The following is a 13,305-nucleotide window of genomic DNA, read 5'->3' as shown; positions in this document are numbered from 1 at the left end:
ACCTAGTCCTCCCGAGTCACGCGCAGCAGCTCGTCGAGACTGGTCAGCCCGTCCAGCACCCGTTGGCGGCCATCTTGGAACAAACTGCGCGACATCTGGCGTGCCTCGTTGGCCAAGGCCTGTTCACTGGCTCCCTGGTGAATCAGCGCTGCCAGTGCCGGTGTTACGCTGATCAGTTCATAGATGCCGACGCGCCCGCGATAACCGTGCTGACACTGCTCACACCCCACGGCCCGGAACAGCTGCAGCGGTGCGGCGCCAAGCCCCAGACGCTGGCAAGCAGTCGCATCCGCGCTGTAGGGCGCCTTGCAATGAGGGCATAACGTACGCAGTAATCTCTGGGCTAGAACACCCACCAGCGACGATGCCAACAGGTAGGTATCGACACCCATGTCCGCCAGGCGCGTCACCGCACCGACCGCACTGTTGGTGTGCAGCGTCGAGAGCACCAGGTGACCGGTCAGGGAAGCCTGGACGGAAATTTCAGCGGTCTCGCGGTCACGGATTTCGCCGACCATCACCACGTCCGGATCCTGGCGCAGGATCGCTCGCAACCCTCGGGCAAAGGTCATGTCCACTTTCGGGTTGACCGGCATCTGCCCCACGCCCGGCAGGTGGTATTCGATGGGATCTTCGACCGTGAGGATATTGCGGGTCTGGTCGTTCAGACTACTGAGCGCGGCGTACAGGCTGGTGGTCTTGCCTGAGCCGGTAGGCCCGGTCACCAGCAGAATGCCGTGCGGTTTGCCCAGCAGGTGGCGCAGGTCCCGGAGTATGTCCTGCGGCATGCCCAGGCGCGACAATTCAAGACGTCCGGCCTGCTTGTCGAGCAAGCGCAGTACCACCCGTTCGCCGTGTGCCGAGGGCAGGGTCGAGACCCGCACATCGACTTCATGCCCGGCCAGACGCAGGGCCATCCGACCGTCCTGAGGCACGCGTTTTTCAGCGATATCCAGGCGCGCCATGACCTTGATGCGCGACACCAGCAGCGTCGCCAATTCACGTCGAGGCCGGAGCATTTCACGCAATTGCCCGTCGACCCGCATGCGCACAGACAGATACTGCTCAAAGGTTTCCAGATGCACGTCCGAGGCGTGCTCGCGCATGGCCTCACTGAGTAACGCATTGATCAAACGGATGATCGGTGCATCGCCCTGCTGCTCCAGCAAATCGGCGGTTTGCGGCACCTTGTCCACCAGGCTGAGCAGATCCAGCTCTTCGTCCAGCCCTTGGGCAACCTGCTCCGCGGCACTCTGGCCTTCGCGGTAGGCGGCTGCCAGGCGTGTCGCAAAAATCTCGGGTTCCAGCACCCGCAGCGGCAGCTCGCGAGCGCATGCCCGGCGAGCTTCCGCCAGGGCGGTGAGCGGCGTATCGGCACGCACTGCAAGGCTCGACTCGCCGCCTTCGCACTCCAGCAGCACGCCGAAACGACGGGCAAAACCGAAGGGCAGTGGCTGGCAACCATCGATCGAACGGGTCATGGCGTTTGCGGCGTCGGCTTGCGCAGGTCGAATACGGGTGCATCGGAAACCGGTTCGAACAGCTGACGCGAATCAGCCGGCAACAGCAACGAGTTGTTATCCCGCGCCCCCGACTGGCTCAAGTCACGCAGCGCGTTGTAACGCTGCTGGCTGATGCCGCTCAGGTCTTCCTTGCTGCGCACGATCGTGGGCCGCAAGAACACCATGAGATTGCTTTTGCTCTGGGTGTCCCGGCTCCAGCGAAACAATGCGCCCAGATAAGGAATATCACGCAGTAACGGCACCCCGCTTTTCTGGGTTCTGACGCTGTCTCTGATCAAACCGCCAATGACGATGATTTCACCATCGTCTGCCAGGATGGTGCTCTTGAGGGCGCGCTTGTTGGTGATCAGGTCCGAAGAGTCGATGCCCGATACCGAGGGTGCGATGTCCGACACTTCCTGTTCGACCTCCAGCCGCAGCGTCGAGCCTTCGTTGATGTAAGGCTTGATCTTCAGGCTGATGCCCACGTCCTTGCGTTCGACTGTGGTGAACGGATTGTCCGCACCGTTGCTGTTTGTGGCGTAGGAGCCGGTCTTGAACGGGACGTTCTGGCCGACGATGATGTGCGCTTCCTGATTGTCCAGCGTCAACAGGCTTGGCGTAGAGAGCAGGTTGCTGTGAGTGTTGCTGGCCAAGGCCGAAATCAATGCGCCAAAGCGATCACTGCCCAGGCGCAACAGCGCGCCTTCGGGTGCGGACTTTTTCTCGTCGAAATCCAGGCCGCCGACAATCGGGATATCGGTGCCGGGGAAGTTGATGAACCCTTTCGCATCCCCCGTACTAATGCCCCATTGCACGCCTACCGCTTCAGCGATGTCCCCGGAAATCTCGACAATGGCGGCATGGATCAGCACCTGGGCGCGTGGCTGGTCCAACTGGCGCACAATGCTTTCGATGGTCCTGACCTGCTCCGGCTCGGCGATCAGCACCAGCGCATTCTGGCTTTCGTCGGCCTTGATCATGAAGGCAGTGCCTGGCGCTGCGTCCTTGCTGCCGCCAAGGGCTGGAGCGGCTTTTCGGCCTTGCCCCATGCTTTCCAGAATCTCGGCCAACTGCTTGGCGTCGCTGTGACGCAAGCGGATCACCCGGGCGTTGTCCGGGGTCGCCGTGGCAGGAATATCGAGACCGCGCGCCAGCTCGACCAAGCGTTGGCGAACGGCTGCCGGGCCGATCAGGATCAGACGATTGGTTCTGCTATCGGCCAATACCTGGATCGCGCTCTCGGCAGTGCGCTTGCCCAGGGAGGCTTCCATTACAGGAGCCACGTCACTGGCCCGGGCGTGGCGCAACTGCACCACGGCGTGCATATTGCTTTGCCCGGAGTCCAGTTGGCGGATGACCTGGACGATGCGTTGCGCATTGGCTGCCGTCTCCGTGACCACCACCGCATTGGCCGACACGGACGGCCCGACATAGCCGTTGGCCGAGACCAATGGCCGGACCAGCCCAGCGATGTCGGCGGCACTGCTATTGTTCAGCTCGATCACCCGGGTGACAAATTGCGAGGGCGTAGCGTTTTTTGCAGGGCTGGTGCCGGCGCGAGTCCTGGCTTCGGTCACTGGCGTGATCAGGATCCGGTCACCCTCATCGATCACCGTGAAGTTGTGGGCGTCGAGCACCCCGTAGAACAAGCGGCGCACGCCTTCGCGATCAAGGGCTTGCTGAGACATTACCGTGATGCGTCCGGAGACCCTGGGATCAAGCACCACGGTGGTCCCCAGAATGCCGGAGATTTCTTCAACGATGTCGCGCAGCTCGGCGTTGTTCATCGCCAACTGCCACTTTTCCTGCGCAGCCTGCAACGCGCCCGGCGAAGCCAGACTCGCCAGCACGATAAGGAAAAGCATGGAGCGCAAGGCCTGCGCGCCAATGAAACTGTTCATGATGTTGATCACTCTGACAGCCCGGAAACCGGGCGTAGATAACGCGGAGCAATAGCAGGAGCCTGTGTGTCGCCTGGCGACTCAAGCCTGCGCAGGAAACGCGCAGCAGACGGTTGCAGCGTTAATCGCTCTTCCCGCCCCTTGTTCCACAGCACCACCTGAGTGGCCTCGACGCGACGCAGCACGCTGCCACCGGGCAAACGTTCGCCCACCTGGTACATACGCGAGCCTTGCGCATCGGCGAGCAATGCTCTGGACAAACCGCTGTTCAGGACAAAACTGGCCTTCAAGGTCAGCGGCTCGGCACTGGCAAGCAACGAGGCTCCTTCCGTCAGGCCCAGCACCGACGCCACCGCAGTAGCATCCAGCGGTACATGGACGGGAACAGAGGTTGGCGCCACCACTGGCAGCGGCGGCGAGACGAGTCGCTCACGGAAGAGCCACTCCTGCCAGATCAGCAGCACGGCATAACCCACCGGCAAGACCAGCAGGCCAAAACGGCTCATCACCTTCCACGAATTCTTCACGAGCGGTTAACTCGAGCCGCTCGATAAAACGATTGCCGCATCAACATAAAGACATTCGCCGCAGTATCCGGTGGCCGCAGACTTTGTGCATGATCGAAACCGTCATTTGCAACTCGATAAAAAAAGTGAACCTTCAGGCAACCTTCACAGGTCACCTGAAGTACTGCGAGGGACTTAGAGTTTGTTCCAGGCCATGTGCCAATGCTCACCGATGCCAGGTTCAAAACCATTGGCAGACGGGCTGTACTGCTTGCAATAACCGGACTCCGGGAATGGCTTGCACTCAAAGACTTCATTGGTCTTCGGCTGCAGTACCTTGGTACCGGCGGTGTACTCGCTGAGGCCTTGCGGGAACACGAAGTCGTAGTCGGCGCCCGCGCCTTCACCGGCCAACTGGGTCACCTGAGTATCCTGGCGAGTGGTCCGGCCATCCAGAGTCGTGCCGACCAGCGTCAGGGTGTGCTTGCCGGGGTTGCTGCGAACATCCATGGCCAACCAGGTCGGGCCGCTGTCCACTTGTGCGGAAGTGGAACCGACCGGCTTGTTGCTCTCATCGAACAGCGTCGCTTCGACGTTCATCTTGCGATTGGACAGGATGCTGAAATCGATCTTGGCCAAGCCTTTGTCCAACACATACTCAGCTTGCTGGGCAGCCACCGACAGACGAGCCGCGGCATCTTCCTGCACGTTCAACTGCACTTCGTAGCGCGTCACGCCGCTGTCTTTTTGCGCGTACACGCTGTTGTTGCCCTTGACCGGCTCGATCGTCCCGCTTTCATCACGAACGCCCGCACGGACGAGGGTGTGAGCCTTGTTGATGGCTTCTGCCAACTTGAACGACCAGTTGTTTGGCGAGCCTTCCTCGGCACTATTGATGGAGATTTCAACGCTGTAGTCCGGGTTCTCGCCATTGGCGGAGAATGCCCGGGCCTTGACCTTGTCACCGACCAGCAACGAGGTCGACGGCGCGATGCTGCCTACGGAGGACCAACCGCCCGGAAGCTCCGGCTCGGCAATGATGTTCACATCCGCCACGTTATAGAACGCTGCAGCGGTATCACCGACCGACCAGATCGCCAGGATGACATGCTGGCCGGATTTGTCCGCGGGGATGTTGCAGTTGTGTTTGGCACCGGACTCGGGCTTCTGGTTGCCGCCGTCGATGGTGCAGAACGCCGTGCTTTCGAACGTGGCACGCTTGAGTGCTTCATTCGGATTCCAACCGTTGCGGGTGATGAAATACTCATGCTTGGTGGCTGGATGCACAGCCGTGTAGCGCCACTGGAAATCGATGTTGCGATCCTTGATTTCCGTCATATGCCAACGGGTGGCCGATTGGGCGTCCAGAGCGGAGAACAACGAGTGACCGCCACTCGGGATCTTGCCATCGACCGGCCCTTGCTCAGGCGCGCCGCCAGCACCGGCCGGAAAACCCTTGAAGGTTTCACCGACACTTTGAGGTTCGTATTGGGCGCCACCGCACTGGGTATTCAAGCCTTTCTGGCAGGCCAGTGCGCGCGAAGGCGGCACTTCCAGATAGCCATGCGCGGAAACACTTTGTGACGCCAACATTGCCGATAACAGGATCATTGAAGAAGTGCAGGCGGCCAGCGCACTTCCTTTGTAGTAAATATTTTTCATCCAATAAATTCCAGACTGCTTATCGAAAATCAAGGCGTGTATTGCAGACGCCGTTAATTGCAATTCTGCTCACCACGGGGAGAGCACTGGCCGGCAAATTTACTTGGATGAAAGAGCTTTATATGTAGGAAAAATCTCTACTTACATGAGGTTTTTACGATCTGATCCTTTATCCGAAACAGAATGAAAAAAATCTTACAAGAGGCAACACTTGAACTAGAGATGAAAACTAAAGGTATAAAAAAACCCGTCCGGCACCAGTCCGGACGGGTTTTACACAACTTGAACGCAGTTATTCGTGATACTGCGCCGACAACTCATGCACCGCGCGCAGGAAGGCGCCAGCGTGCTCCGGATCGACTTCCGGGGTGATGCCATGGCCGAGGTTGAACACGTGGCCGCTGCCTTTGCCGTAGCTGGCCAGAATACGCCCGACTTCAGCGCGAATGGCTTGCGGTTTGGCGTAGAGCACGGTCGGGTCCATGTTGCCTTGCAAGGCAACCTTGTCGCCGACACGTGCTCGGGCGTTGCCGATGTCGCAAGTCCAGTCCAGACCGAGCGCATCAGCGCCAGCGTCGGCAATGCTTTCCAGCCACAGGCCACCATTCTTGGTAAACAGGATGACCGGCACCTTGCGGCCTTCGTGCTCGCGGATCAGGCCGCTGACGATCTTGCGCATGTAGGCCAGGGAAAACTCCTGGTACGCCGCCGCCGACAGGTTGCCGCCCCAGGTGTCGAAGATCTGCACCGCTTGCGCGCCGGCCATGATCTGGCCGTTCAGGTAGCTGGTGACCGACTGCGCGAGCTTGTCGAGCAGCAGGTGCATGGCCTGTGGGTTGTCGTAGAGCATGGCTTTGGTCTTGCGGAAATCTTTCGACGAGCCGCCTTCGACCATGTAGGTGGCCAGGGTCCACGGGCTGCCGGAGAAACCGATCAGCGGCACGCGGCCGTTCAGTTCACGGCGAATGGTGCTGACCGCGTCCATTACGTAACCCAGGTCTTTCTGCGGATCGGGAATCGGCAGGGCTTCGATGTCGGCCAGGGTGCTGACGACTTTCTTGAAGCGCGGACCTTCGCCGGTTTCGAAGTACAGGCCTTGGCCCATGGCATCGGGGATGGTCAGGATGTCGGAGAAGAGGATCGCCGCGTCCAGCTGCGGATAGCGGTCGAGCGGCTGCATCGTGACTTCGCAAGCGAACGCCGGGTTCATGCACAGGCTCATGAAATCGCCGGCCTTGGCACGGCTGGCGCGGTATTCAGGCAGGTAGCGACCGGCCTGACGCATCATCCACACGGGGGTGACGTCTACGGGTTGCTTGAGCAGGGCGCGCAGGAAACGGTCGTTCTTCAGGGCAGTCATGTCGGCATCCGGAAAAAAAGTGCGGGCATTTTCTCAGAGCCGGGCGCAAAAGGCACGGCAAGCGCCGCACCTTTTGTCTATCGGGTCAATTTGTCGCAACGAATACACTGATTTCAGCAGTACACAGAAACAACTGTGGGAGCGAGCCTGCTCGCGAAGAGGCCGGCATATCCAACAAAGATGTTGGCTGACAGTCCGCTTTCGCGAGCAGGCTCGCTCCCACAGGTTTACTGCATTTCAGCTCGGGATCGCGTTTAGACGCCCAGGTAATCCAGGATCCCTTCAGCCGCATTACGGCCTTCGAAGATCGCCGTCACCACCAGGTCGGAACCGCGAACCATATCGCCACCGGCGAAGATTTTCGGGTTGCTGGTCTGGTGCTTGTACTGACCTTGTTCCGGGGCGACAACGCGGCCCTGACTGTCGGTCTGGATCTCGAACTGCTCGAACCACGGCGCCGGACTCGGACGGAAACCGAAAGCGATGACCACGGCGTCGGCCGGGATGATCTCTTCGGAGCCCGGGATCGGCTCGGGGCTGCGACGGCCACGGGCGTCCGGTTCGCCGAGACGGGTCTCGACCACTTTCACGCCTTCGACCTTGTCTTCGCCAACGATGGCGATCGGCTGGCGGTTGTAGAGGAATTTCACGCCTTCTTCCTTGGCGTTCTTCACCTCTTTGCGCGAGCCCGGCATGTTCGCTTCGTCACGACGATAGGCGCAGGTCACCGATTTGGCGCCCTGGCGGATCGATGTACGGTTGCAGTCCATCGCCGTGTCGCCGCCGCCGAGTACCACGACCTTCTTGCCTTTCATGTCGACGAAATCTTCCGGCGACTTTTCAAAGCCCAGGTTGCGGTTGACGTTGGCGATCAGGAAGTCCAGCGCGTCGTACACGCCCGGCAGGTCTTCACCGGCGAAACCGCCCTTCATGTAGGTGTAGGTGCCCATGCCCATGAACACTGCATCATATTCTTCGAGCAACTGTTCCATGGTCACGTCCTTGCCCACCTCGGTATTGAGGCGGAACTGGATGCCCATGCCGCTGAAGACTTCGCGGCGATTGCTCAGCACGGTCTTTTCCAGCTTGAACTCGGGGATGCCGAAGGTCAGCAGGCCGCCGATTTCCGGGTTCTTGTCGAACACCACCGGGGTCACGCCGCCGCGTACCAGCACGTCGGCACAACCAAGGCCCGCCGGGCCCGCACCGATGATCGCGACACGCTTGCCGGTCGGCTTGACCTTGGACATGTCCGGGCGCCAGCCCATGGCAAACGCGGTGTCGGTGATGTACTTCTCCACCGAACCGATGGTCACCGCGCCGAAGCCGTCGTTAAGGGTGCAGGCACCCTCGCACAGACGGTCCTGCGGGCACACCCGGCCGCAGACTTCCGGCAGGGTGTTGGTCTGGTGCGACAGCTCGGCGGCGGCGAGGATGTTGCCCTCGGCCACCAGTTTCAGCCAGTTGGGAATGAAGTTGTGCACCGGGCACTTCCATTCGCAATACGGGTTACCGCAACCCAGGCAGCGGTGGGCCTGGTCGGCCGACTGCTGGGGTTTGAACGGTTCGTAGATTTCCACGAACTCTTTCTTGCGTTGACGCAACAGTTTCTTCTTCGGATCCTTGCGCCCGACCTCGATGAACTGGAAGTCATTATTCAGACGTTCAGCCATTTTAAAACCTCATCAAACTCTTCAGGCGCATATCACTGCGGGTTGGCACGGGTGCTGGAAAGCAACGATTTCAGGTTGGCAGCCTTGGGCTTGACCAGCCAGAAACGACGCACGTAATCGTCGAGATTCTCGGCGAGTTCACGACCCCACTCGCTGTCGGTTTCCTCGACGTACTCGTTCAGCACGCGTTGCAAATGGCTACGGTAGGCTTCCATCGCCTCGCCGCTGATCCGCTGGATTTCCACCAGTTCGTGGTTGACCCGGTCAACGAAGGTGTTGTCCTGGTCGAGCACGTAGGCGAAACCGCCGGTCATGCCAGAGCCAAAGTTGTAACCGGTCTTGCCCAGGACGCAGACGAAACCACCGGTCATGTACTCGCAGCAGTGATCGCCAGTGCCTTCCACGACGGTGTGGGCACCGGAGTTACGCACGGCGAAACGCTCACCCGCGGTACCGGCGGCGAACAGCTTGCCGCCGGTGGCGCCGTACAGGCAGGTGTTGCCGATGATGGCACTGTCCTGGGTCTTGTAGATGCTGCCCTTGGGCGGAACGATCACCAGCTTGCCGCCGGTCATGCCCTTGCCGACGTAGTCGTTGGCGTCGCCTTCCAGGTACATGTTCAAGCCACCGGCGTTCCACACACCGAAGCTCTGGCCGGCCGTGCCTTTGAAGCGGAACGTGATCGGCGCGTTGGCCATGCCCTGGTTGCCGTGCTTGCGCGCGATGTCACCGGAGATCCGCGCGCCGATGGAACGGTCGCAGTTGCAGATATCCAGGGCGAATTCGGCGCCGCTCTTGTCGTTGATCGCCGAGGTGGCCATGTCGACCATTTTCTCGGCCAGCAGGCCCTTGTCGAACGGCGGGTTACGCTCCACACCGCAGAACTGAGGCTTGTCCGCCGGCACATGATCGCTGCCCAGCAACGGAGTCAGGTCGAGGTGTTGCTGCTTGGCGGTCTGGCCTTCGAGGACTTCCAGCAGATCGGTACGACCGATCAGCTCTTCGAGGGAACGCACGCCCAGCTTGGCCAGCCACTCACGGGTTTCTTCGGCGACATAGGTGAAGAAGTTCACCACCATGTCGACGGTACCGATGTAGTGATCCTTGCGCAGTTTCTCGTTCTGGGTCGCGACGCCGGTGGCGCAGTTGTTCAGGTGGCAGATGCGCAGGTATTTGCAGCCCAGGGCGATCATCGGCGCGGTGCCGAAGCCGAAGCTTTCAGCGCCGAGGATGGCCGCCTTGATCACGTCGAGGCCGGTTTTCAGGCCGCCGTCGGTCTGCACCCGGACTTTGCCGCGCAGGTCGTTGCCACGCAGGGTCTGGTGGGTTTCGGCTAGGCCGAGTTCCCACGGAGCGCCCGCGTATTTGATCGAGGTCAGCGGCGATGCACCGGTGCCGCCGTCGTAGCCGGAGATGGTGATCAAGTCCGCGTAGGCCTTGGCCACACCGGCGGCGATAGTGCCGACGCCCGCTTCTGCTACCAGCTTCACCGAGACCAGCGCCTTCGGGTTAACCTGTTTCAGGTCGAAAATCAGCTGCGACAAGTCTTCGATCGAATAGATGTCGTGGTGCGGTGGTGGCGAAATCAGGGTCACGCCCGGCACTGCGTAACGCAGCTTGGCGATCAGACCGTTGACCTTGCCCCCCGGCAGTTGACCACCTTCGCCCGGCTTGGCGCCTTGAGCGACCTTGATCTGCAGCACTTCAGCGTTGACCAGGTATTCCGGGGTCACACCGAAACGGCCGGTTGCCACCTGCTTGATTTTCGAGCTCTTGATGGTGCCGTAGCGCGCCGGGTCTTCGCCGCCTTCACCGGAGTTGGAACGCGCACCGAGGCGGTTCATGGCTTCGGCCAGGGCTTCGTGAGCTTCCGGCGACAGGGCGCCCAGCGAGATACCGGCGGAGTCGAAGCGCTTGAGCACCGATTCCAGCGGTTCGATTTCGCTGATGTCCAGCGGCGTGTCCAGGGTTTTGACTTTCAGCAGGTCACGGATCATCGACACCGGGCGGTTGTCCACCAGCGAGGTGTATTCCTTGAACTTGCTGTAGTCGCCCTGCTGCACAGCGGCTTGCAGGGTGTTGACCACGTCCGGGTTGTAGGCGTGATATTCGCCGCCGTGGACGAACTTCAGCAGGCCGCCTTGCTGGATCGGCTTGCGCGGACTCCAGGCTTCGGTAGCCAGGGCTTTCTGCTCGGCTTCGATGTCGACGAAACGCGCGCCCTTGATGCGGCTAGGCACGCCCTTGAAACTCAGGTTGCAGACTTCCTCGGACAGGCCGATCGCTTCGAACAGTTGTGCACCGCGGTATGAGGTGATGGTCGAGATACCCATCTTCGACAGGATCTTCAGCAGGCCTTTGGTGATGCCTTTACGGTAGTTCTTGAACACCTCGTAGAGGTCGCCCAGCACTTCACCGGTACGGATCAGGTCGCCCAACACTTCATAGGCCAGGAACGGATAAACGGCAGAGGCACCGAAACCGATCAACACGGCGAAGTGATGCGGATCGCGAGCGGTCGCGGTTTCCACCAGGATGTTGGAGTCGCAACGCAGGCCCTTCTCGGTCAAGCGGTGGTGTACCGCGCCGGTGGCCAAGGAGGCGTGGATCGGCAACTTGCCAGGGGCAATGTGACGGTCACTCAGTACGATCTGCGTACGACCGGCGCGAACGGCTTCTTCTGCCTGATCGGCAACGTTACGGATCGCCGCTTCCAGGCCGATGCTTTCGTCGTAGTTGAGGTCGATTTTCTGGCGTTCGAAGCCCGGACGATCGAGGTTCATCAGCGAGCGCCACTTGGCCGGGGAAATGACCGGCGAGCTGAGGATCACGCGCGAAGCGTGTTCCGGCGACTCCTGGAAGATGTTGCGCTCGGCACCGAGGCAGATCTCCAGAGACATGACGATAGCTTCACGCAGCGGGTCGATCGGCGGGTTGGTGACCTGCGCGAACTGCTGGCGGAAATAGTCGTACGGCGTGCGCACGCGCTGCGACAGCACGGCCATCGGCGTATCGTCGCCCATCGAGCCCACGGCTTCGTAGCCCTGCTCGCCGAGCGGACGCAGCACCTGATCGCGCTCTTCGAACGTGACCTGGTACATCTTCATGTACTGCTTGAGCTGATCGACGTCGTAGAACGCCGAACCGTGGTCGTTGTCTTCCATGGTCGCCTGGATGCGCAGGGCATTCTTGCGCAGCCATTGCTTGTACGGATGACGGGACTTCAAGCGGTTGTCGATGGCATCGGTGTCGAGGATCTGACCGGTTTCGGTGTCCACGGCAAATATCTGGCCCGGGCCAACGCGGCCCTTGGCGATCACGTCTTCAGGCTGGTAGTTCCAGACGCCGATTTCCGAAGCCAGGGTGATGAAACCGTTCTTGGTGGTGACCCAGCGCGCCGGACGCAGACCGTTACGGTCGAGCAGGCACACCGCGTAGCGACCGTCGGTCATTACTACGCCGGCCGGGCCGTCCCACGGTTCCATGTGCATCGAGTTGTATTCGTAGAACGCGCGCAGGTCCGGGTCCATGGTCTCGACGTTCTGCCACGCAGGCGGAATGATCATCCGCACGCCACGGAACAGGTCGATGCCACCGGTGACCATCAACTCGAGCATGTTGTCCATGCTCGAGGAGTCGGAACCGACGCGGTTGACCAGCGGGCCGAGTTCTTCCAGGTCCATCAGATCGTTGGTGAACTTGGTGCGACGGGCCACGGCCCAGTTGCGGTTGCCGGTGATGGTGTTGATCTCGCCGTTGTGCGCCAGGAAGCGGAACGGTTGAGCCAGCGGCCATTTCGGCAGGGTGTTGGTGGAGAAGCGCTGGTGGAACACGCAAATCGAGGTTTGCAGGCGCTCATCGCTCAGATCCGGATAGAAGGCGGTCAGATCCGCCGGCATCATCAGGCCTTTGTAAATGATGGTCTTGTGCGAAAAGCTGCAGACGTAGTGGTCGGTGTCGGCGGCGTTGGCCACCGAGGAGCGACGACGGGAGGTGAACAGCTTGACGGCCATGTCCTGGTCGCTCAGGCCTTCACCGCCGATGAACACCTGCTCGATCTGTGGCAGGCGCTCAAGGGCCAGGCGGCCGAGAACGCTGGTATCGATCGGCACTTTGCGCCAACCGGCCAACTGCAGGCCGGCAGCCAGGATCTCGCGGTTCATGTTCTCGCGAGCGGCCTGGGCTTTGACTGGGTCCTGGTTGAAGAAGACCATGCCCACCGCATATTGCTTGGGCATTTCGACGCCGAAGGTTTCCTGGGCGATGGCTCGCAGGAACGCGTCCGGCTTTTGAATCAGCAGACCGCAACCGTCACCGGTCTTGCCGTCGGCATTAATCCCACCGCGGTGGGTCATGCAGGTCAGGGCCTCGATGGCCGTTTGCAAAAGGGTATGACTGGGTTCGCCCTGCATATGGGCTATCAGGCCGAAACCGCAGTTATCCTTGAATTCATCTGGTTGGTACAGACCTGCTTTCATAGACACTTTCTCACCAGGCTGCTTCTCGCGAAGCAAATTTCTTTTCAATTCAACCACTTACCAACCGCGCCGAACGTACGCCAGCTTTGCGGGGGCAAAAGGGAGGTCATTGTACACACCGACACAGAGGCTCACAAATTTGACGACGAAATGTCGCAAATCTATGTCGCATTTGTGAAAGGTTTAAAGCGATCTGCTGTGCTAGTCAAAACTTTTTTTT

7 protein-coding genes are annotated in these 13,305 nt (G+C 60.4%); all 7 read right to left on the bottom strand.

What is annotated here, in order from left to right:
* Positions 1-2: 2 nt before the first annotated feature.
* Positions 3-1,481, bottom strand: a complete 1,479-nt coding sequence (gene gspE / locus ACA058_RS01920; RefSeq protein WP_497637590.1) for a type II secretion system ATPase GspE — start codon at positions 1,479-1,481, stop codon at positions 3-5.
* Positions 1,478-3,406 carry a type II secretion system secretin GspD gene (gspD, locus tag ACA058_RS01915; protein WP_497637589.1) on the bottom strand — a complete coding sequence of 643 codons (1,929 nt, stop codon included), beginning with the start codon at positions 3,404-3,406 and terminating at the stop codon, positions 1,478-1,480. Before gspD ends, gspE begins: the two co-directional genes overlap by 4 nt.
* An 8-nt stretch (positions 3,407-3,414) precedes the next feature.
* Positions 3,415-3,912, bottom strand: coding sequence for a type II secretion system protein N (locus tag ACA058_RS01910; RefSeq protein WP_497637588.1), 498 nt, complete (start codon positions 3,910-3,912; stop codon positions 3,415-3,417).
* A gap of 195 nt (positions 3,913-4,107) precedes the next feature.
* Positions 4,108-5,574 (bottom strand): N-acetylglucosamine-binding protein GbpA, encoded by a 1,467-nt coding sequence (gene gbpA / locus ACA058_RS01905; RefSeq protein WP_497637587.1) that lies wholly within the window; start codon positions 5,572-5,574, stop codon positions 4,108-4,110.
* Between the two features lie 292 nt (positions 5,575-5,866).
* Positions 5,867-6,934: a uroporphyrinogen decarboxylase gene (gene hemE / locus ACA058_RS01900; RefSeq protein WP_015093145.1), complete on the bottom strand. Its 1,068-nt coding sequence runs from the start codon at positions 6,932-6,934 to the stop codon at positions 5,867-5,869.
* 254 nt (positions 6,935-7,188) lie between these two features.
* Positions 7,189-8,607: an FAD-dependent oxidoreductase gene (locus ACA058_RS01895; RefSeq protein ID WP_497637586.1), complete on the bottom strand. Its 1,419-nt coding sequence runs from the start codon at positions 8,605-8,607 to the stop codon at positions 7,189-7,191.
* Positions 8,608-8,639: 32 nt separating this feature from the next.
* Positions 8,640-13,085 carry a glutamate synthase large subunit gene (gltB, locus tag ACA058_RS01890; RefSeq protein ID WP_497637585.1) on the bottom strand — a complete coding sequence of 1,482 codons (4,446 nt, stop codon included), beginning with the start codon at positions 13,083-13,085 and terminating at the stop codon, positions 8,640-8,642.
* Positions 13,086-13,305: the final 220 nt, after the last annotated feature.

It is taken from the genome of Pseudomonas sp. LBUM1649 (assembly GCF_059716155.1).
This window is presented reverse-complemented; position numbering and strand designations above follow the sequence as displayed.